This is a genomic window from Actinoallomurus purpureus (assembly GCF_024055795.1).
Lineage (GTDB): Bacteria > Actinomycetota > Actinomycetes > Streptosporangiales > Streptosporangiaceae > Actinoallomurus > Actinoallomurus purpureus.
Genome location: NZ_JAMXMY010000028.1, coordinates 54,934 through 75,824 on the forward strand (window position 1 = coordinate 54,934; position 20,891 = coordinate 75,824).

The window sequence follows — 20,891 nt, forward strand, 5'->3', positions numbered from 1 at the left end:
CCAGATCACCGTGGTGAACGTGGACGAGCAACGGGCGTACGCACGGCGGCTGGCGGCCGAGTCGATCGCCGAGGACGACGCCACCGGATGGTTCGAGCGGCTGTACGCGGCGGCCGAGCGCGGCGAGGCGATCGTGCCCTGGGCCGACCTGGAACCCAACCCGATGCTGCGGGCATGGGCGCGGCCCGGCTCCGGCCGCGCCGTGGTCGTCGGCTGCGGGCTGGGCGACGACGCCGAGCACCTGGCCGGGCTCGGCTACGACGTCACCGCGTTCGACGTCTCCGAGACCGCGGTCGCCCGCGCCCGCGGCCGCTTTCCGGACTCCCGCGTGGACTACCGGGTCTCGGACCTGCTCGCCCCTCCCGCGGCGTGGCGGCGGAGGTTCGACCTGGTCGTGGAGATCTACACGATCCAGGTGCTCCGCGAGGACGCGCGCAGGCGCGCCATCGCGGGCACCGCCGACCTGGTCGCGCCCGGCGGGACCCTGCTCGTCATCGCCCGCGCCAGGGAGGAGGGCGACGATCCGGGCCGGATGCCCTGGCCGCTGACCCGCGCCGAGATCGAGGCATTCCCGCTGCCCGCCATACGGATCGAGGACCTCCACGACGATGAGGACCCACCGGTACGCCGCTGGCGCGCGGAGTTCCGGCGGCCCGCCGGCTCCTGAACGGGAGGGATCAGGGAACCGACGCGTCGCCCGCGACCTCCCGCAGGATCACGCGCGCCTCGTCGGGGTAGCTCTCGATCAGCCGCCGGAGCTCGGTGAGCTCTCCACTGCGGGTCGACCGCCCCACGGTCGGCAGCGCCAGGACCTTACGGAGCTCCTGCAGGGCCTGGGCGAGGTCGTCGTTCATGCGCGCCCGCTCCGCGCGGCACGGCCAGTAGACAAGAAGAACACGAGCAGTAGTCAAGCCACTACTTTTCGTATTCGCAAGTCGCCGGGCGTTCTGTGCATGAATTTCCGTGATCCGGTCGCCGCCTTCGCCCGCTTCATCGACGAGGGCCTGCACGTGAGCGCGCTCGCCGCGGCCGATCCCTCCGGCGCGCTCGCACGCGCCCCCGAGACTCGTCGACGACCGACCGGCCCGATCGCATAGACCAACATATGAGACGAACTTTCTTGTGATGTGAGATGACCCTAGGCTGGCCACCGGGAAGGGGTGATCACGGTGATCAGAGAATGGGACGCCACGGCGTACGACGCCCTGCCGTTGCCGCACCTGCGGTGGGGACGACGCACCCTTGACCGGCTCACGCTCAGCGGCGACGAGACCGTTCTGGAGGCCGGCTGCGGCACCGGCCGCGACACGGCCGCACTGCTCGACCTGCTGCCCCAGGGGCGCGTCATCGCGGTGGACGGGTCGGCGCGCATGCTGGACCGGCTCCGCGCCAGGCTCGCGGACGGCCTCGACCGGGTCGACGTGCTCCAGGCCGATCTCACCGAGCCGTTGCCGATCGCCCGGGCCGACGCCGCCTTCAGCGTCGCGACCTTCCACTGGATCCACGACCACGACGTGCTCTTCGCGAACATCGCACGGGCCCTGCGGCCCGGCGCACCGTTCGTCGCCGACTGCGGCGGGCGGGGGAACATCGCGCGGGTGCGCGCCGCGCTGGCGAAGGTCACCGGTGAGGACCCCGAAGTGTGGAACTTCGCGGGCGCCGAGGAGACGCGGCAGCGCCTCGAACGGGCCGGCTTCACGGACGTCCGGGCCGACCTCGTGCCGGACCCGGCCCGGCTCGAACCGGGCGAGCAGTTCGAGAGCTACCTGGCCACCGTCGTGCTCGGAGCGCACCTCGACCGGCTGCCACGCTCGGAGCATCAGGGGTTCGTGCACGCGGTCGCGGCGGAGCTGGCCGAGCCGGTGGTCGACTACGTGCGCCTGGAGTTCTCCGCCCGGCGGGCCGGAGGCTGAGACGCCCGGTCAGTCGGACAGGCGGGCGATCTCGCGCATCTTGTTCATCGTGTCGAGGGCGGCGACCTTGTACGACTCCGCCAGCGTCGGATAGTTGAAGACGGCGTCGACGAGATAGTCGATGGTGCCGCCACAGCCCATCACCGTCTGGCCGATGTGCACGAGCTCGGTGGCGCCGGTGCCGAAGACGTGCACGCCCAGCAGTCGCCGGTCCTCGGGCGAGACCAGCAACTTGAGCATGCCGTACGAGTCCCCGATGATCTGGCCGCGGGCCAGCTCGCGGTACCGGGAGATGCCCACCTCGAACGGTATGCGCTCGGCGGTCAGCTGGTCCTCGGTGCGGCCGACGAAGCTGATCTCGGGGACGGTGTAGATGCCGATCGGCTGCAGCTGCTGCATCTCGCGGGCCGGCTCGCCGCAGGCGTGGTGGCCGGCGAGGCGCCCCTGCTCCATCGACGTCGCGGCCAGGGCGGGGAAGCCGATGACGTCGCCGACCGCGTAGATGTGCGGCACGGCGGTGCGGAAGTACTCGTCGACCGCGATCCGCCCGCGCGGATCGGCCTCCAGCCCCGCGTGGTCCAGGTCGAGTTGGTCGGTCGCGCCCTGGCGGCCGGCCGAGTACATGACCGTGTCCGCCGGGATCTTCTTGCCGCTCTCCAGGATGGTCATCGCCCCGCCGCCACGCCGCTCCACCGCGGCGACGCTCTCTCCGAACCGGAACGTCACCGCGAGGTCGCGCAGGTGGTACTTCAGCGCTTCGATGATCTCCAGGTCGCAGAACTCCAGCATGCGGTCCCGCCGTTCGACGACGGTCACCTTGGTGCCGAGCGCGGCGAACATCGAGGCGTACTCGATGCCGATGACGCCGGCGCCGACGACGACCATCGTCTGGGGCAGCCGGTCGAGGCTGATGATGCCGTCGGAGTCGATGATGGTGCGCTCGTCGAACTCCACGGTGTCCGGGCGCGCCGGGCGGGTGCCGGTGGCGATGATGATCTTTTCGGCGCTGACGCGGGTCCGGCGCTCGGTGGCGTCGTCGGTGACCTCGACGGTGTGCGGGTCGGTGAACCGCCCGGTACCGCTGAGCACGGCCACGTGGTTCCGGGAGAGCTGGCTGCGGACGACGTCGATCTCGCGGCCCACCACATGCTGGGTCCGCGCGGCGAGATCGGCGACGGTGATCTCCTCTTTGACGCGGTAGCTCTGCCCGTACAGCTCACGCTGGTTGAGGCCCGTGAGGTACAGCACCGCCTCGCGGAGGGTCTTCGACGGAATGGTCCCGGTGTTGATGCACACGCCGCCGATCATGTTCCGGCGTTCGACCACGGCCACGCGGCGGCCGAGCTTGGCCGCCGCGATGGCGGCCTTCTGACCGCCAGGCCCCGTTCCCAGGACGAGCACGTCGAAGTCGTACATCGCCTCAGTCTGACCGGCCTCGGGTGAATGATCTAGCTTTCCCCGGACCTCGGCCGGCGGAAGCCTCGATGTCACCACGCTTCCACCTCCGCGCGGCCTGGGTTTCAGCAGCACGCCACCGCCCCACCCGTGCGGCCAGGGCGGAGCCACCGCCGATACCAGACGAATGTCTCCTAAATCACACTTCTCCCAATAAGGGGGTGATTATGCAATACTCCCCGTAAGCAGTCATTGACCCCCTGCATCCCACTTCTCGCGACGACCTTGACCCATCGTGCAAGACCTCCCCCAACTGCTGCTTTGCCAGATCGGTCAGAAGGTAGGCGGTCCGATCGAACACCGGCCACGGATTCCCCACCCGAACCCAACCCGGAACGGATGAGCAATCGATGACCGCAGCCATCGACACCGATCCGCCACGGACGGCCCGGAACGTCCGGCTCTACCGCTCCATCCCCGCTCTGCTCCGCGATCCGATGGGAGAGGTCGAAAAGATCGGCCGGTTCGCGGGCGAACTCGTACGCGTCGACTTCGGGATCTTCAAGGCCTACGTGGCGACCCATCCCGACGACGTCCAGCACATCCTGCGGGACGATTCCGCGAACTTTCTTCGCAACGGAACGGCTTGGCGTCCACTGCGCCGGCTTTTCGGCGACAGCATCCTCGGCGAGGGGCCGGATTGGGAACTGAGCCGAAAGGCCCTGCAGCCCCTCCTCACGACCCGACACGTCCATTCAGTGGCCGGGCGAATGGCCGAGGCCGTCAACGACGCGATCGAGCCACTGACCGGACCGGCGCGAGATGGAAGCTCCGTCAAGGCGACACCAGAGATGGCGCGGATCGTGAACCGCACCGTGCTCAGTGTGTTCTTCGGCGGCAAGATCTCCGCCGCGGACAACGATCGGCTCGCGCCGGCCTTCGACCAGGTCGCCAAGGCGGTGGCGTTCCGGTTCCTTCTGCCCTTCCTGCCCGAGTCGGTCCCGGTCCCGGGCGACCGGGCCTTCAGGGAGGCCGTGCAGAGGATCGACGACGTGCTCATGCCGCTGATCCACAAGCAGCGGCGCACCGACGACGCGTCACCCGACTTCTTCTCTGCCCTGTGCCAGGCCCGGACCGCCGACGGCGGAGAGGTCAGCGATCGATGGATCCGCGACAACCTCGTGGCGATGTTCGCCACGAGTACGGAGACCACGGTGGGGGCGCTCACCTGGCTGTGGCCGCTCCTCGACGCCCACCCGCAGGTGGCGGCGCGGCTGTACGACGAGATCGACCGGGTCGTCGGGCGGGGCCCGGTCCAGGCCGAACATCTGTCCGATCTGACCTATACCCGGCAGGTGCTCCAGGAAGTGCTGCGCCTCTACCCGGTGGGCTGGCTGTTCCCCAGGACGGCCGTAGCGCCCGCGCGCCTGGGCGGAGTCCGGATCAACGCAGGGGACACCGTGCTGCTCAGCCCGTTCCTGACACACCGGCTCGAGCGGTTCTGGGACCGGCCGCGGTCATTCGATCCGGACCGGTTCGCCACCGACCGGACCGCGGACGGCGGGAGACGGCACCGGTACGCGTACTTCCCCTTCGGCGGCGGACCTCATCAGTGCATCGGCATGCACGCCTTCACCACTGAGGCCGAACTCGTCGTCGCGGGTGTGCTGAGCCGATTCCGGCCCGTCTCCTGCAGCGCCGTGCCGGTCACACCCCGGATCGGCCCTACGCTCCGCCCCCGCCGAGATGTCGACCTGACCCTGCGTCTGCTCTGACGCCGCACGAACGACGAGGACGCGGCGCGCTCGGCGGGTCGCTCCACGCCCGAAACCGCCCGGGACGGATCTTCGATCGAAGAAGGGTAGGCATGGCGATTCCCCTCGCGAGCCGCGATGAACGGGCAACGGCCGCAGAGCATGGACGGATCTGCGCGCTGGCCACCGATTGCCTTCGCGATCTACGGGACTGCGCGGCCGCGTATCCGGAGCTGTTCCCACCCGACCCGTTCGGCCCGACGGTGTTCAGTGGCGTCGCCCTCGCCAACGCGTTCGGGTCCCCGTGGGCGACCCCAGATCAAATAAGGATCGCGACGCGTACGGCCCTGTGGGCCTTTGCCGCCGACTGGCTCGTCGACTACGTCGCGACATCCTGGGAGGAGGTCGACGAGATCATCCGCGGATGCATGGCCGTGACGGAGAGTGTCGTCCCAGCCACGGAGGTCCCGCTGCAGCGGTTCCTCGCGAGTATCCGCGCGGAGCTCGAGACGAGCGCCGTATGGCCGGCCCTGTCTGCGGCCTGGTGCGACGCCCTGCGCCGCTACCTGCGCGCGAACGCACGCGAATGGAAATGGAAGACGGCCTATACCGGCGGAGATACATCCGCCCTCCCCACCTTCGCCGAATACCTCGCCAACGCTGACAATTTCGGGTCCCACCTCGTCAACGTCTCCCACTGGATCTCCAACGAGAGCGTGGACGGCCCGGAGCGGCTGCGGCCGCTCGCGGTCGCCGGCGAGGAGATCCAGCGCACGCTGCGGCTGGTCAACGACCTCGCGTCCTATGAACGGGACCTGGCGTGGGGCGATCTGAACATCCTGATGCTCGGGGTCGGCCGCGACGAGGTCGACCGGCGGATCGACGAGCTCGCCGGCGATTGCGACCGGCTCATCGGCGCGTTGGCCGACGGCTTTCCACGCGAGGCGGCGTACCTGAGACGGCAGCTGGGATACAGCATGGGCTACTACGGGATGACGGACTACTGGGGTGCCGCGTGACCCCGGGAGACCCGGCCCTGGCGCCGATGTACGGGGACGCCCCCAGATCCGAGGCGGACACGCTGATCGCCGGGCTGGTCGCCGAACCCTGGGGGCAGGTCTCAGCGTCGGTGTACGAGACGGGACGTCTGGTGACGCTGGCCCCCTGGCTGACCGGTCATGCCGATCGGGTCCGGCACCTCCTGCGAACGCAGCGGGCGGACGGTGGCTGGGGTGCCGTGGAACCCGGCTACGCCCTCGTCCCCACGCTCAGCGCGACCGAGGCCCTACTCGGTGAGGCGCACCGGGGCGGCGCCACCGTCGACGCCGCGGCCGCCGGACTGCGCCGGCTGTTCCGCTGGTCGCGGGGAGGCGAGTCATTGACCGCGGCCGACCTGCCCGACCTGCCGGCGATCGAGCTGATCGTCCCCTCCCTGATCGCCTCGATCAACACGCACCTGAGCGCCGGTGTCATCTCCTGGCCCGAGACCGAGCGCCTGAACCCGCCCCGGGGACTGACCGGCACGGCCCTCACATCGATCCGGGCCGCCCTCGCCTCGGGCCAGGCCCTGCCTCAGAAGCTGCTGCACGTCCTTGAGGCCGTCGGGGACTCCGCCCGGCGCCACCCTGCCGTACGACCCGAGGTCACCGGAGCGATCGGGGCCTCCCCGGCGGCGACGGCCGCCTGGCTCGGTGACCGACCGTGGGACACCACCGGGTCGGTCGCGCGGCGGTTCCTCGAGACGGTCGCCGGGCGGAACGGCGGACCCGTGCCCTGCGGACTGCCCATCACCGTGTTCGAACGCGCCTGGGTACTGAGCGGGCTGGCACGCGCGGGCGTCCCGTTCGACCCACCCCACGGCCTCGTGGCGGAACTGTCGGCGGCCGTCGGCCCGGCCGGGACCGCGGCGGCGGCCGGACTGCCGGTGGACGCCGACACCACCGCGGGCGCGTTGTACGCTCTCGCGCTCGTCGGCGTCTCCCGGCCGCCCGATCCCCTCTGGACGTTCGAGACCGAGTCGCATTTCAGTACCTGGCCGGGCGAAGACGGCGTGTCGGTCACGACGAACGCCCATGTGCTGCAGGCGTTCGGGCAGTACCGCGGGCACGGCTGCACGGGACCGGCCGCGCGATACGCCGCGACGATCGCCAAGGTGTCGGCCTGGCTGCGCGACCGTCAGCGGAGCGACGGCAGCTGGTGGGATCGGTGGCACGCCTCGCCCTACTACGCGACCTTCTGCTGCGTGCTCGCGCTCCACGACTTCGGCGGGCCGGAGTCGACGGACGCGGTCGACCGGGCCGTCCGATGGGTGCTGGCGACGCAGCGGGCGGACGGCTCATGGGGCCGCTGGACGGGGACCGCAGAGGAGACCGCGTACGCGCTCCAGATCCTCCTCCTGACCAGAGACCGGGGACCGGGGACGGAACCACGGCTCGACGCCGCACGCCTGTGGGCCGCCGTACGCGGCCGTGACCATCTCCGCCGGTGTCCGGCCGGCCCGGACGATCCGCCGCTCTGGCACGACAAGGACCTCTACCTGCCGGTGAGCATTGTGCGATCCGCCACATTGGCGGCGCTGCACCTCTCCGAGAGGGTCGGTTCGCCCTCCTGTCAATTAACCGCTTGAGGTACGAAAAACCCACCCAAATCGTACCAATTCCCCCCTTTTCACCTCTTGTCGCCTTGAATTGGTACGTGACGCATTGCTAGAGTCCGACGTCGCCGGAGAGTTCGGCACGTACGCGGCGCATCCCACGCGCACGACGGGCCTGCAGGATACCCTCACATTCGAAATACGTCACGAAATTCCGCATGGACACCGTACTGATACTTTCTTCGCCCCCGGGGCCTGAATGATGCGCTTCCGCAACTCGCGTCTTCGAACGAAGATCACGGTCCTGCTGCTCTCACTGGTCGCTCTCTGGGCGTTCGCGGCCTGGGTGACGTTGCGCGAAGGGGTGAACCTCCTCTGGGTCTCCGTGGTCAACACCGGGGTCGCACAGCCGCTCGATGCGCTGCAGCCCGAACTCCAGCAGGAGCGCCGCCTGTCGCTGATCCGGATGGCCGACCCGCACGCGCAGCAACGGGCGGCCCTTCAGGCCCAGCGAGTCCGTACCGACAGGGCCGTGGCGCGGTTCAAGCGCTTGGCCCGCGGCGACAACGTGCAGTTCGCGCAGAGCCGGGCGCTCAAGCAGGCGATCGACTCGGGCATCACACAGTTCGACCGGCTCATCGCCAGCCGCGCCGCGATCGACTCGGGCCTGATCGACCGTGCCACGGCCTCTTCGATCTACACCGGTGCCATCAGCGCGATCTTCGAAATCGACGACTCGCTCGCCACTCTGGACGACAAGGAATTCGCCAAGGACGTTCGGACGATGGTCGAACTCAACCGGGCACGGGAGCTCTTCTCCCAAGAGGACGCGACGCTGTCCGGGCTGCTCGTGACCAAACATTTCACGAGCGCCGAATACGTGCAGCTCATGCAGATCATCGGTGCTCGGAGATACGCCTTCGACAAGGTTCTGGAGGAGCTCGGATCCACCGACCGGACCTCGTACGAACTGGCCGCGAATGGGACACAGGTCCGCGCTTTCACCGCAGTCGAAGGACTCCTGGTCACAAAGGCCAAGGCGGGCAAGAGGCTGCCGATCACCGCTGCCCAGTGGAGGGCCACCGCCGACCCGGCACTGGCGCAGTTGTCAAAAGCGGTGTTCGGCGGCGGTGACCGGCTCGTCAAGCAGGCGACGCCGATCGGCATCGGCGTCGTCATCCGCCTCGTGCTGGCCGGCGGCCTCGGCCTCCTGGCCGTCATCACCTCGGTCGTCGTCTCCATCACCACGACCCGAGCGCTGCTCCGGCAGCTGGAGAAGCTACGGAAGGCCGCGCGGGAGTTGGCCGACGAACGCCTGCCGCGCGTCGTGGAGCGGCTCGGCCACGGAGAGAGCGTGGATGTCGAGGCCGAAGCGCCGCCCTTGTCGTTCGGTAGCGACGAGATCGGCCAGGTCGGGCGCGCCTTCAACTCGGTCCAGGAGACCGCGATCCGGACCGCCGTCGAGCAGGCCGAGCTGCGTCGCGGCTTCCGCGACATCCTGTTGAGCCTCGCGCGCCGCTCCCAGGCCCTCGTCCACCGGCAGCTCACCCTCTTGGACGACATGGAACGCCGGAAGGACGATCCGAAGGACCTGGAGGAACTGTTCCGCGTCGACCACCTGGCGACCCGGATGCGGCGTAATGCCGAGAACCTCATCGTCCTGTCCGGGGCGACGCCCGCCCGTGGCTGGCGGCGCCCGGTTTCGATGATCGACGTCGTACGGTCCGCCGTGGCGGAGGTCGAGGACTACACCCGGGTGAGTGTCGCCTCCACCATCGGGGACGTCGCCCTGGCCGGCCGGGCCGTCGGCGACATCGTTCACCTCCTCGCCGAGCTCATCGAGAACGCCGTGTCCTACTCACCGCCCTACACGCAGGCGGAGATCAGCGGCCGCCGGGTCGCCCGGGGGTACGTGATCGAGATCGAGGACCACGGACTCGGGATGACCGACGAGTTGCTGCAGTCCCTCAACGACCGAGTCAGCGATCCTCCCGAGTTCAACCTGTCGAGTTCGGTGCACCTCGGGCTGTACGTGGTCGGTCGGCTCGCCGAGCGCTACGACGTGCGCGTCACGCTCAAGCACTCGTCGTACGGCGGGACGACCGCCGTGGTGCTCGTTCCGCGGGAGCTGATCGTCGAGACGCCGCCCGACGATGCGGAGCCGAAGAAGGACATACCGGTCGCGGCGCGGAAGCGGCTCTTGGCAGTCGGTGCACCCGCGGCGGCGGCCACGGGCACGGCCGTCGCGACCGCATCCTCCGTCCAGTCCCCCGACAAATCTCACGAGGCCGATGACGAATCCAGGACCGAGTCCGAGAACGAGCCCATCGGCACCACCCCCGACGGCCTGCCCAGGAGGAGACGCAAGACGCCCGTCCGCCGCACGGCCACGAACCCGGCCGGCACCTCACGGCCGGTTGCGCCGGTGACGGCGCTGACCCCGGCAACGGGCGACGGCCCCGAGGCGGCGCCGGACGGCGACGACGATGCCCCCACGCCTGTCTCCTCGGAGGAGTCTCGTACCCCTTCGGGACTGCCGATCCGGGTTCCGCAGGCGAGCATCGCCGATCCGCTGCGAACAGACGGATCACCCACCGCCTCGGCGGACGAAGACAGGAACGCCGGTACGGACCGGTCAGCGGAGAACGTCCGCAGGTCGATCAGCGGCCTCCAGTCCGGCACCCGGCGCGGCAGAGCCAACGCGGCCAGGTCCCAGCCGGACTCCGGCCGCCCGACCGGCCCGATCGCAGACGAAGAAGCGTAGAAGGACTAGTAGTGGCACAGAAGACAGAGCCCCCCGCCGAACTCGCCTGGTTGCTCGACGACCTGGTCAAGCGGGTCAAAGAGGCCACGCACGCGATCGTCCTGTCCGCCGACGGCCTGCTCATGGCCGCGTCGGCGGACCTCGGCCAGGACGACGCCGAGCACCTGTCCGCGGTCGCGGCCGGTATCCAGTCCCTGGCGAAGGGCGTCGGCGAGCGGTTCGACGGCGGTCCAGTGCTGCAGACGATCGTCGAGATGCGATCGGCATACCTCCTCGTCACCGTCGCCGGTCAGGGTGCCTGTCTGGCGGTGCTGAGCAGTGAGCAGGCCGACATCGGACTCATCGCCTACGAGATGGAGATGCTCGCCTCCGGCCTCGGCCATCACCTCACGGCCGCGTCCCGCTCCGCGGACCCGGTGCCGTGACGATGACGAACGATCCGTCCGAGCAGGAGGACGCACCGAGCGATCTGCCCTCCGTCGAATCCGCGGGGCCACCCGTGGACGGCGAGTCGCACGAACGATGGCTGGACGAGCAGGCCGGACCGCTCGTTCGTCCGTACGTCATGACCCGCGGGCGTACGGAGCCGGTCCGCGGCACGTTCGACCTCATCACGATGGTCGTGGCCACGGGGCTCCCCCCGGCGCCCGAACTCGGCCTGGACCCCGAGCATCAGGCCACCGTCCGGCTCTGTGACGAGCCCATGTCGGTGGCCGAGATCGCCGGGCACCTGAACCTTCCGACCGTCACCGTCCGAGTGCTGCTCGGAGATCTGCTCGCCAAGGGCCTCATCAGCGTTGAGGACCCGCAGACGGAGGCGGAGCTCGCGGACGACGACGACCTGTACCTGGCGGTGATCGATGGACTCAAGGCGCTTTGATCGACGGGGCCGAAGGCTGCCGAAGGCGATCAAGATCGTGATCGCGGGCGGCTTCGGCGTGGGCAAGACGACCCTGGTCGGGACCGTATCGGAGACCAAGCCGCTGCGGACCGAGGAGTTCCTCACCGACAAGAGCGTGGGCGTCGACGACGTGGAGGGCATCGAGGCGAAGGCCACCACGACGGTCGCGATGGACTTCGGGCGCATCACCATGAAGGACGAACTGGTCCTCTACCTCTTCGGCACCCCCGGTCAGAAGAGGTTCTGGTTCATGTGGGACGAGATCGCGATCGGGGCGCTCGGCGCGGTCGTGCTCGCCGACACCCGGCGGCTCGCCGACTGTTTCCCCGCGGTCGACTACTTCGAGCGGCGGGGCACGCCGTTCATCGTCGCGGTGAACTGCTTCGAGGGCTCCGAGCGGTTCGAGCTGGACGAGGTGGAGATGGCGCTCAACCTCGGGCGGCACGTCCCGGTGATGCTGTGCGACGCCCGCGACAAGGAGTCCTGCAAAGACGTCCTGGTGGCCCTCGTCCAGCACGCGATGAAGACGCGGAAACAGGCGCGGACCGCCACGGTGTAGGTCGGCCGACCCTGGGGCGCGGCGACCGTAGGTCGTCGCCGTCCCGGTCACACCGGGATGCTCAGGAGCGCGCCGCCGCCCTCCACCTCCACGTCGAACCTGGCCAGGTCCTGGCGCGCCACCGCCGTACCGCCGTGGACCTGCAGGTGGTCGGGCGAGCCCAGCACACCGTAGCCCTTGGGCGGCACGGCCCACTCCGTCACGACGTGCCGCTGCCCCGACCGCGTGACCGCGATGAGCCGGCAGGTGAGCGGGCCCTTGACGTTGCCGAGGTCCAGGGCGACGTGCGTGCCCCAGCCCTTACTCTCCATGGCCACGATCCCGGTGGCCCCCGTGCTGCGGCTCGTGGCGCCGTGCGTCTCGCCCCATCCGAGGAGGTCCGCCGGCATGTTGGCGTGGCCGTGCGGCATGACCATGCCGTCACCGCGTCCGGCCACGGCGGCGCCGACGGTGACCCCGCCCGCCAGCAGCGCCACACCGGCCGCCGCGCCCAGGATCGCGGTGCCACGGCGGCGCCGGCGCGCGGCCACCCTGCGGCGGCGGAGCAGGTTCACGACGTCGGCGGAGCCCTCGGCGGGCGCGGGACCCGCCGGACCGCCTCCGGCCGTCTCAGGCCCCGGCAGGCCACGTTCACTCGCCCCCAGTCCACGTTCGGCCGCCTCCGGTCCGGCGTCCTCCCACTCCGGCCGGACGCCCGCCAGCAGCTCCCGCATGCCGGACAGGTCGGCCACCTCCGCCGAGCACGCGGGGCAGTCGGCCAAGTGGACCTCGAAGGCCCGGCGGTCGTCGTCCTCGAGCAGTCCCAGGGCGTACGCGCCGACGTCGGTGTGCTGAACGGTCCCCTCATGCCCGGTCACGGCGTCACCCCCATCTCCTCGAGTACGACGCGCAGCGCACGGAGCGCGTAGTAGACCCGTGACTTGACCGTGCCGACCGGGATGCCGAGCACCTCGGCGGCCTCATTGACCGTGCGGTCGCGCAGGACGGTCTCGGTGAGCACCTCGCGGTGCGCAGGACTCAGCGACTTCAACGCCTCGGATACGACCACGCCGCGCAGCAGATCCTCCATGCCGTCCGGGGTCTGGAGATTCTCCAGAGGTCCCTCGCCCGCCTCTTGGGGCCGCGCTCCCCGGCGGCGCCTCTCGTCGATGACGATACGGCGGGCGACCGTCGCCAGCCAAGGCATCAGGCTACCCGCCTCGACGTCGAGCTGGTCCAGGCTGCGCCACGCGCGGATCATCGTCTCCTGGACGACGTCCTCGGCCCACTGCCGGTCGCCGCCGGTCTGGCGGACGACGAAGGCGAGCAGGGGGTCGTGGTACTCCTCGTACAGCCGAGCGATGATCAGCTCGTCATCGGCGTCGGTCACCGGACGCAGCGCGCGCAACCAGGTCCGTGCCTTCGTCCTGCCGCGCGCTCCGGGAAATGCCATGGCGGGGGTTCTCCGGACGGTCGGGAGCGCGATGGTCAACGATAGACCCGGCGGCGACCGGATCGCGCGTGCGGCACCGCTCCCGGCGGCTCGCACGTGGACGCGTGGACCCGTGGGGCGTGCCCGTGGCGGTGCAGTCCCATCGTCATCCCTCCCGTGTTCCGGTGACGGCGGTTCCGGTGACGACAGGGAGTACGCGCCCGGCCCGGCGCGTGGTTCAACGCGGACGGATTTTTCCGCCGGATCCGGGACGGCGGCTCACAGTGCCTTGCGCAGCCACTGCTCGACGCCGGCGACGTGCACGGTGGCCAGGGCCCGGGCGACGTCCGCCTGCCGGGCCGCCAGGGCGTCGAGGATGGCGTGGTGCTCGTCCAGGGTCCGCCGCAGCGCCCCCTCCTGGGTGAGCCCGCGCCACACGCGCGCCCGGATGGTCGGGCCGCAGAGGGTGTCGACGAGGGAGTAGAGGACGGAGTTCCCGGCGGCCTCGGCGATCCGGCGGTGGAACTCCAGGTCGTTCTCGACGAGGTCCTCCACGTCGGACTCGTCGGTGACCTTGGCCAGGTGGTCGCGCAGGGCGTCGACGGTCTCGAGGCTGATCTGCTGGGCCGCCAGCGCGGTCGCCGCGGGCTCAAGGATGCGGCGGACCTCGAAGAACTCCAGCACGGTCTTGTCGTGGTGCAGGTCGACGATGAAGCTCAACCCGTCGAGCAGCGCCTTCGGTTCCAGGCTCGTGACGTAGGTGCCGTCCCCCTGCCGGACATCGAGAATCCTGACCAGTGACAGGGCCCGGACGGCCTCCCGGAGGGAGTTGCGGGACAGCCCGAGCTGGGCCGCCAGGTCCGCCTCCTTGGGAAGCCGGTCACCGGGCCGTAGTTCACCGGACACGATCATTCCCTTGATCTTCTCGATCGCGTCGTCCGTGATCGGCATCGTCGCCCCTCCCCTACCGGCTCCTCCGGTGAACGCCACCGGAACGTTGCGCGTTCCCAGACTGCCATGTGGCCCACACCGGCCACACGCCCGGAGGGGCTTGACGCAACGCGTCGACCGATGATGACATCGGCAGTCGTCGGTTAGGAAGGTTTCCTAACCAAGACCGCACTCGGACATTGCCGGCCGGGGGCGCGTCGGGGGCCGCGTACCGGATCGGCGAAAGGAGACCGACCGTGCCCATTGCCCCGCGTACCCTGCTCGCCGCGGCCGCCGCCGTGACGGCCGCCCAGGTGGCCCTCGCCGCACCCGGCCACGCCACTCCCACCGCCCGCGACGCGGGCCCGAACGCCGCCGCATCGCCCGGCGTCGCCGTCGCCCCGTACGAGTACCTCGGCTGGGGCAGCCCGCAGGCACCCGCCTCGGTGCTGTCCGCCACCGGCGTCAAGTGGCTCACCCTCGCCTTCGTCCTGTCGGACGGCGGCTGCACCCCGAAGTGGGACGGCAGCCGTTCGCTCACCGGTTCGGACAAGACCGCCATCAACTCCATCCGCTCGGCGGGCGGCGACGTCGTCGTCTCGTTCGGCGGCTGGAGCGGCAACAAGCTCGGCGACCACTGCTCGAGCGCCTCCGCCCTCGCCGGCGCGTACCAGAAGGTGATCGACGCCTACGGCCTCAAGGCCATCGACATCGACATCGAGTCCACCGAGTTCTCCAGCGGGACGGTCCAGCAGCGGGTCATCGACGCCCTGAAGATCGTCAAGTCGAACAACTCCGGGATCAAGACCTACATCACGTTCGGCACGACGCCGAGCGGCCCAGACTCCACCGGCAAGGCCCTGATCAACCGGGGCGCCAAGGCCGGCCTCGCGAACGACGGCTGGGTGATCATGCCGTTCGACTTCGGCGGTCACAGCGGCTCGATGGGCAGCGTCACGACCGCCGCCGCGGACGGGCTGAAGAACGCCGTCAAGAGCGCGTACGGCTACAGCGACTCGGTGGCCTACTCCCACATCGGCATCTCGTCGATGAACGGCAAGACCGACGAGTCCGACGAGACGGTCACCACCGGCGACTTCTCGACGATCCTGTCGTACGCGAAGACGCACCACATCGCCCGGCTCACCTTCTGGGCCGTCAACCGCGACCGCCAGTGCGGCTCCGGCCAGAGCGCCGGCGACTCGTGCAGCGGCGTCTCCCAGTCGGCGTACGCCTTCAGCAAGATCTTCGCCCAGTACACGGGCTGACCCCACCGTCCCGGCGTGCTCCCGCGCTCGCGGGGGCACGCCGAGCACATCGAGACATCCGATGTATCGTCGGACTCGGCGCCGCGCCGCCTCGCCGGCACGACCCCGTTACCACCGATCGAACACCCGGTAGAGCTGCATCTACCAAAATCCAACAATCCATTGACACGGGAAACACTGCTGTTACATTTCCAGCAAAGATCCCATCTTTCCGTTCCAGGAGCGGCGGCAGGATCATGAACAGAATCCTTGGTTTACTCGGCCTGGGCACCCTCGGCGCCGGGCTGTTGATCGGAGCATCACCGGCGCACGGGGCCGCACCCGTGCTGCTCAGCCAGAACAAGCCCGCGACGGCGTCATCGGAAGGCGGATCGGGGTACGCCGCCAAGTACGCGGTCGACGGCGACACCTCCACACGCTGGGCCAGCGTGCGCGACTCCGACCCGCAGTGGATCTACGTCGACCTGGGCGCGACCGCGCAGGTCAGCGAGGTCAAGCTGGGCTGGGACCTGTCGTGCGCCACGGCGTACCGCGTCCAGACCTCGGGCGACCACGCCACCTGGACGGACGTCTACTCGACGACCTCCGGGGACGGCGGCACCGACGACCTCACCGGGCTGACCGCGAGCGGCCGGTACGTCCGGGTGTACGGCACGAGCCGGTGCCGGAACACCAGCGGCTACGGCTACTCCCTCCAGGAGCTGCAGGTCTACGGCACGACCGGCGGCGACACGCAGGCGCCCACGACCCCGGGCAACGTTCATTCGACGGCGGTGACCAGCGACAGCATCACCCTCGCGTGGGACGCCGCCACCGATGACGTCGGCGTGGCCGCCTACGACATCTACAACGACGGCAACAAGATCTCCGAGGCCGCCGGTACCGCGACGAGCAAGACGATCACCGGCCTGACGCCGAAGACGCAGTACCGGCTGACCGTGTTCGCGCGGGACGCCGCGGGCAACGTCTCGCCGAGCAGCGCCTCGGTCACGGTGACCACCACGGCGACGTCGGACACCCAGCCGCCGACCGCTCCGGCGAACCTGCGCTCGACCGCGGTGACGAGCGGCAGCGTCTCCCTGGCCTGGGACGCCTCCACCGACGACGTCGGAGTCACCGGATACGACGTCTACAGCGGCGGCACGGCCATCGTCACCGGGGTAAAGACCACCTCCACGACGATCAGCGGCCTGGCCGCGAACACCTCCTACACGTTCACGGTGAAGGCGAAGGACGCCGGCAACAACGTCTCCGACGCCAGCAACGCGGTCACGGTGAAGACGGAGTCGTCCTCCGGGGGCGGCGTGCCGTCGAGCATCACCACCGTCTCGTCCGGCTGGACGATCCCCTGGGGGATGTCCTGGCTCCCGGACGGCTCCGCGCTGATCACCGAACGCGACTCCTTCAAGGTCTTCAAGCTCACCCAGAGCGGCACGAAGACCCAGGTCGGCACCGTGCCGAACGCGGTGACCACCGACGGTGAGGGCGGCCTGCTGGGCATCGCGGTCTCGCCGAACTGGAGCAGCGACCACTACGTGTACATCATGCACACGGCGTCGGAGGGCAACCGGATCGTCCGGATGACCTACGACGGCAGCTCGCTCAGCGGCTACAAGATCCTCGTCCAGGGCATCAAGAAGAACCGCTACCACAACGGCGGACGACTGAAGTTCGGCCCGGACGGCTACCTGTACGCCACCACCGGCGAGGCGCAGACGCCCGACCTCGCCCAGGACAAGACCTCCCTCAACGGCAAGATCCTGCGGATGACCACCGACGGGACGGCCGCACCCGGCAACCCGTTCGGCACTCTCGTCTACAGCTACGGGCACCGGAACCCGCAGGGCATCACCTGGGACCCGCAGGGACGGCTGTGGGAGGCCGAGTTCGGCAACAGCAAGTACGACGAGGTCAATCTGATCGAGCCGGGCAAGAACTACGGCTGGCCGACCTGTGAGGGCTCCTGCAGCACCTCGGGGATGACCAACCCGAAAGTGCAGTGGCCGGTCGCCAACGCCTCCCCCAGCGACATCACGTACGCCGACGGCGCCCTGTACGTCGCGGCGCTGAAGGGCCAGCGGCTGTGGCGCGTCCCGGTCAGCGGCACCACCACCGGCACGCCGGCGGCCTACTACGTCAACACGTACGGCCGGCTGCGCACCGTGGAGACCGTCCCCGGCAAGAACGCGCTGTGGCTGTCCACCACCAACTGCGACAACAACGGCAACCAGTCCGACGGTTCGGACAAGGTCTTCCGAATCGACCTGAAGTGACCACCTCCTGAAGTAACCCCGTTTCGTGACCGCGTCCCCGGTGCGCCAGGGGCCCGGGGGCGCGGTCACCCCCAACCGGCACCGCCGGTCCCCATCCGGGCAGCCCCTGCCACAGCCAGGAAGAACCCCCGCCATGCGACGACGATCACTGCGCCTCCCGGCCGCCGGCCTGGCCGCGCTCGCCCTCACCCTGACCACCACGGCCACCCCCGCGCGCGCCGAGCTGACCAACCCGCGCCAGGACTGGCTGCGGAACTCCACCGCGGGGCTGTTCCTGCACTGGGGCCTGCGGACGAGCCCCGCCCACACGAACTGCAGCACCTGGGAGTCCGACGTCACGAAGGGCGGCTGGAGCGCGGACTACTGGGTCGGTGAGGCCCAGAAGCTGCACGCCAAGTACCTCGTCCTCGCGTCGTTCCACAGCCGCCTCGGGTACGCGCGCGCCTGGCCGTCGAAGGTCCCCGGCAGCTGCACCACCAAGCGGGACTTCCTGGGCGAGCTGATCAGCGCGGCGAAGGCCAAGGGGCTGAAGGTCATCCTCTACATGACCAACGACCCGCAGTGGCACGACGAGGGCGGCCACGAGTGGCTCGACTCCTCCGCCTACTCCAAGTACAAGGGCAAGACCGTCGACCTCACCACCAACGACGGCTTCGGGCAGTTCTCCTACGACAACTTCGTCGAGGTCATGCAGAACTACCCCGACCTGGCCGGGTTCTGGATCGACAACGACAGCCAGTACTGGATCGACCACGGCCTGTACGAGAAGATCCGCCAGGACCGGCCGGACATGCTGCTGTCCAACAACAACGAAGACACGCCGATCATGGACACGGTCAGCAACGAGCAGAAGACCGGCATGACCCCGTCGTACGACTACCCCGCCGCCACCTGGTCCCCCGCGCCGCGGCTCACCGAGGCCTGCTACAAGCTCCCCTCGACCGGCGCCTGGTGGTATGACGGCTCGAACTCCTCGGTCGACAAGGCGCTGAACGTCGGCCGGCTCGTCACCAACGCCGGCTCCTCGATCAAGTCGCTGATGGCCGAGACGGCGCAGGTCAACGGCACGTTCCCCTCGAACCAGACCTCGTACAACACCTTCCTGAACGGCTACCTCGGCCCAATCTGGAGCTCGATCGACGGCACCGAGGGCGGCGGCTACATGTACGGCGGCCTGCAGCCCGGCTCGTGGAACGACGGGGCGTACGGCGTCACCACGGTCAGCAAGACGGACCCGAACCTCCACTACGTCCACGTGCTGACCAAGCCGTCGACGAGCACGCTGAAGGTCCGGGACAACGGCTACAAGGTCACCAAGGTCACGAACCTGCGCACCGGCGCGGCGCTGAGCTTCGGCCAGTCCGGCGGTTCCCTGACCATCACCGGCATCGGCGACTGGGACACCTACGACACGGTCTTCAAGGTCGAGACGTCCGGCCGCACCGGCATCTACTCCGGCGTGACCGCGACCGCGAGCGCGTCCAAGAGCGGCTATCCGGCGAGCGACCTCGTCGACGGCAGCTACCTGAAGTGGTGGGACAACAACGGCACCCTCCCCGTCACCGTCACCCTCGATCTCGGCTCGGCGAAGAAGGTCGCCTACCTCGGCGTCAACCAGCGCGAGTGGTCGGTGAGCTACAAGCGGTCGAGCACCGAGGACTCCGCCCGGATCAAGGCGTACAAGGTCCAGTCCAGCACTGACGGCACGACCTGGACGACCGTGAAGTCCGGCACGATGCCCAGCGCCCGCGGCGTGCGGTTCATCGACCTCGGCATCGCCTCCGCGCGGTACGTGCGGCTGGAGGTCGACAGCACCTGGGCCGCGTCCTCGGCCACCAAGTTCTACAAGAAGCTCCTGATCGACGAGATGTGGCTGGGGTCGGACTATGCGTAAGCCGAGAAAGCGCATTCTCGGGTCGGGACGCTCGCCCGCGGTCGCCGTCACCGCGCTGCTCTGCGCGGCGCTGGCCACGCTCACCACGCCGGCGTCGGCCGCCCGCCCGGGACACGCCGCCAGGGCGGCCACCGACTGGTCGGTGGCGGTCGTCGACTCGACGACCGCACGCGACACTCCGAGCAAGATCGGCGGCTGGTCGTACCCGGTCGGGCTGTACCTGTACGGCCAGTACCTCGTCTACCAGCGCACCCACGACGCGAAGTACCTGTCGTACATCAAGAGCTGGGCGGACCGCTTCGTCGACTCGAAGGGGAACATCGGCCAGAGCTTCAGCAACCTCGACAGCATGCAGGCGGGCCGGATCCTCGTCCTGCTGCACCACGAGACCGGCCAGGCGCGTTACCAGACCGCCGCCGCCAAGATCCGTGACCGCCTCAAGACCTACCCGCGGACCTCCGACGGCGCGTTCTGGCACGGGACGTCCAGCAGCCGGGCGCACCAGCTGTGGGCCGACGGGGCGTACATGGTCGACCCGTTCCTCGTCGAGTACGGCCAGGAGTTCGGCGACACCGCCTACACCGACGACGAGGCGACCAAGCAGCTCGTGGTGTACGGCACGCACCTGCAGGTGTCGAACGGCCTGCTGAGGCACGCCTACGACGAGTCCAAGAAGGCGAGCTGGGCGGACTCCAAGACCGGTCTGGCGCCGGAGCACTGGTGCCGGGCGATCGGCTGGTACGCCATGGCCACGGTCAACGTGCTGGACGCCGTCCCGGCGAGCAACGCGCGGAGGCCACAGCTGCTGACCATCCTGCGCGACCTCGCCGCCGGCCTCGAGCGTTACCAGGACCCGGCCACCGGGCGCTGGTTCCAGGTCGTCGACAAGGGGTCGCAGTCGGGCAACTGGACCGAGACATCGTGCTCCAGCATGTTCGCCTTCGCGCTGTCACGAGCCGTGGAGCAGGGCTACATCGACGCGCACTACAAGACGGTCGCCGACCGCGCCTACCAGGGCGTGCTCAAGAAGATCTCGCTGGGGAGCGACGGCCGTACGAACCTGACCGACATCTCCGTCGGCACGAACGTCGGGTCCTTCTCCTACTACGTCGGCCGGACCCGGGCGACCAACGACTTCCACGGCCTCGGGGCCTTTTTGATCATGAACGAGCAGTTCGTCCGCACGGAAGGAGCGATCCGCTGAACCCCTGCCCCTCTTTCCCGCCTCCTCCCCGG

At 69.4% G+C, this 20,891-nt stretch carries 19 protein-coding genes; 14 read left to right on the top strand and 5 right to left on the bottom strand.

Going from position 1 to position 20,891, the window contains the following annotated elements; translation table 11 throughout:
- Window positions 1-19 precede the first annotated feature (19 nt).
- On the top strand, window positions 20-667 hold the full coding sequence (locus NE236_RS37480) for a class I SAM-dependent methyltransferase (protein WP_252847021.1): 648 nt from the start codon (window positions 20-22) through the stop codon (window positions 665-667).
- Between the two features lie 10 nt (window positions 668-677).
- Here NE236_RS37480 and NE236_RS37485 read toward each other — a convergent pair whose 3' ends face one another.
- A complete protein-coding gene (locus NE236_RS37485) occupies window positions 678-854 on the bottom strand; it encodes a hypothetical protein (protein WP_252847022.1) in 177 nt (58 codons plus the stop codon).
- A gap of 99 nt (window positions 855-953) precedes the next feature.
- On the opposite strand from NE236_RS37485, the gene NE236_RS37490 reads away from it, so the two are divergent.
- Window positions 954-1,097 (top strand): hypothetical protein, encoded by a 144-nt coding sequence (locus NE236_RS37490; protein WP_252847023.1) that lies wholly within the window; start codon window positions 954-956, stop codon window positions 1,095-1,097.
- Between the two features lie 72 nt (window positions 1,098-1,169).
- Entirely contained in the window at window positions 1,170-1,913 is a 744-nt protein-coding gene (locus NE236_RS37495; protein WP_252847024.1) for a class I SAM-dependent methyltransferase, read from the top strand.
- Window positions 1,914-1,922: 9 nt separating this feature from the next.
- Here NE236_RS37495 and sthA read toward each other — a convergent pair whose 3' ends face one another.
- Complete coding sequence (sthA, locus tag NE236_RS37500; RefSeq protein ID WP_252847025.1) at window positions 1,923-3,329, bottom strand: Si-specific NAD(P)(+) transhydrogenase; 1,407 nt, start codon at window positions 3,327-3,329, stop codon at window positions 1,923-1,925.
- A gap of 389 nt (window positions 3,330-3,718) precedes the next feature.
- Between sthA and NE236_RS37505 the strand changes: the two genes are divergently transcribed.
- The 7 genes from NE236_RS37505 to NE236_RS37535 all read left to right on the top strand — a co-directional run bounded on the left by NE236_RS37505 (window position 3,719) and on the right by NE236_RS37535 (window position 11,879).
- Window positions 3,719-5,083, top strand: a complete 1,365-nt coding sequence (locus NE236_RS37505) for a cytochrome P450 (protein WP_252847026.1) — start codon at window positions 3,719-3,721, stop codon at window positions 5,081-5,083.
- Between the two features lie 92 nt (window positions 5,084-5,175).
- A complete protein-coding gene (locus tag NE236_RS37510) occupies window positions 5,176-6,081 on the top strand; it encodes a terpene synthase family protein (protein ID WP_252847027.1) in 906 nt (301 codons plus the stop codon).
- Window positions 6,078-7,688, top strand: a complete 1,611-nt coding sequence (locus NE236_RS37515) for a prenyltransferase/squalene oxidase repeat-containing protein (protein WP_252847028.1) — start codon at window positions 6,078-6,080, stop codon at window positions 7,686-7,688. The genes NE236_RS37510 and NE236_RS37515 overlap by 4 nt, the downstream gene beginning before the upstream one ends.
- 226 nt (window positions 7,689-7,914) lie before the next feature.
- A complete protein-coding gene (locus NE236_RS37520; protein WP_252847029.1) occupies window positions 7,915-10,419 on the top strand; it encodes a sensor histidine kinase in 2,505 nt (834 codons plus the stop codon).
- Between the two features lie 11 nt (window positions 10,420-10,430).
- Window positions 10,431-10,844 (top strand): roadblock/LC7 domain-containing protein, encoded by a 414-nt coding sequence (locus NE236_RS37525; protein ID WP_252847030.1) that lies wholly within the window; start codon window positions 10,431-10,433, stop codon window positions 10,842-10,844.
- A gap of 2 nt (window positions 10,845-10,846) precedes the next feature.
- Window positions 10,847-11,299 carry a DUF742 domain-containing protein gene (locus NE236_RS37530; RefSeq protein ID WP_252847031.1) on the top strand — a complete coding sequence of 151 codons (453 nt, stop codon included), beginning with the start codon at window positions 10,847-10,849 and terminating at the stop codon, window positions 11,297-11,299.
- Complete coding sequence (locus NE236_RS37535) at window positions 11,280-11,879, top strand: GTP-binding protein (protein WP_252847032.1); 600 nt, start codon at window positions 11,280-11,282, stop codon at window positions 11,877-11,879. Before NE236_RS37530 ends, NE236_RS37535 begins: the two co-directional genes overlap by 20 nt.
- Window positions 11,880-11,926: 47 nt before the next feature.
- On the opposite strand, the gene NE236_RS37540 is transcribed toward NE236_RS37535, so the two are convergent.
- The 3 genes from NE236_RS37540 to NE236_RS37550 form a co-directional block, all read right to left on the bottom strand.
- Complete coding sequence (locus NE236_RS37540) at window positions 11,927-12,736, bottom strand: anti-sigma factor family protein (RefSeq protein WP_252847033.1); 810 nt, start codon at window positions 12,734-12,736, stop codon at window positions 11,927-11,929.
- On the bottom strand, window positions 12,733-13,311 hold the full coding sequence (locus NE236_RS37545) for a sigma-70 family RNA polymerase sigma factor (RefSeq protein WP_252847034.1): 579 nt from the start codon (window positions 13,309-13,311) through the stop codon (window positions 12,733-12,735). Before NE236_RS37545 ends, NE236_RS37540 begins: the two co-directional genes overlap by 4 nt.
- Window positions 13,312-13,569: 258 nt before the next feature.
- Window positions 13,570-14,241, bottom strand: coding sequence for a FadR/GntR family transcriptional regulator (locus NE236_RS37550; RefSeq protein ID WP_252847035.1), 672 nt, complete (start codon window positions 14,239-14,241; stop codon window positions 13,570-13,572).
- A 236-nt stretch (window positions 14,242-14,477) separates the two neighbouring features.
- Here NE236_RS37550 and NE236_RS37555 point away from each other — a divergent pair, with 236 nt between their 5' ends.
- The 4 genes from NE236_RS37555 to NE236_RS37570 all read left to right on the top strand — a co-directional run bounded on the left by NE236_RS37555 (window position 14,478) and on the right by NE236_RS37570 (window position 20,859).
- Window positions 14,478-15,488, top strand: coding sequence for a chitinase (locus NE236_RS37555; RefSeq protein WP_252847036.1), 1,011 nt, complete (start codon window positions 14,478-14,480; stop codon window positions 15,486-15,488).
- A 236-nt stretch (window positions 15,489-15,724) separates the two neighbouring features.
- The gene (locus tag NE236_RS37560) at window positions 15,725-17,761 is read left to right on the top strand and encodes a PQQ-dependent sugar dehydrogenase (RefSeq protein ID WP_252847037.1); all 2,037 of its coding nucleotides are present in this window, start codon (window positions 15,725-15,727) and stop codon (window positions 17,759-17,761) included.
- Between the two features lie 133 nt (window positions 17,762-17,894).
- Window positions 17,895-19,655, top strand: coding sequence for an alpha-L-fucosidase (locus NE236_RS37565; protein WP_252847038.1), 1,761 nt, complete (start codon window positions 17,895-17,897; stop codon window positions 19,653-19,655).
- Entirely contained in the window at window positions 19,648-20,859 is a 1,212-nt protein-coding gene (locus tag NE236_RS37570; RefSeq protein ID WP_252847039.1) for a glycoside hydrolase family 88/105 protein, read from the top strand. The genes NE236_RS37565 and NE236_RS37570 overlap by 8 nt, the downstream gene beginning before the upstream one ends.
- The last annotated feature ends 32 nt before the right edge of the window (window positions 20,860-20,891 follow it).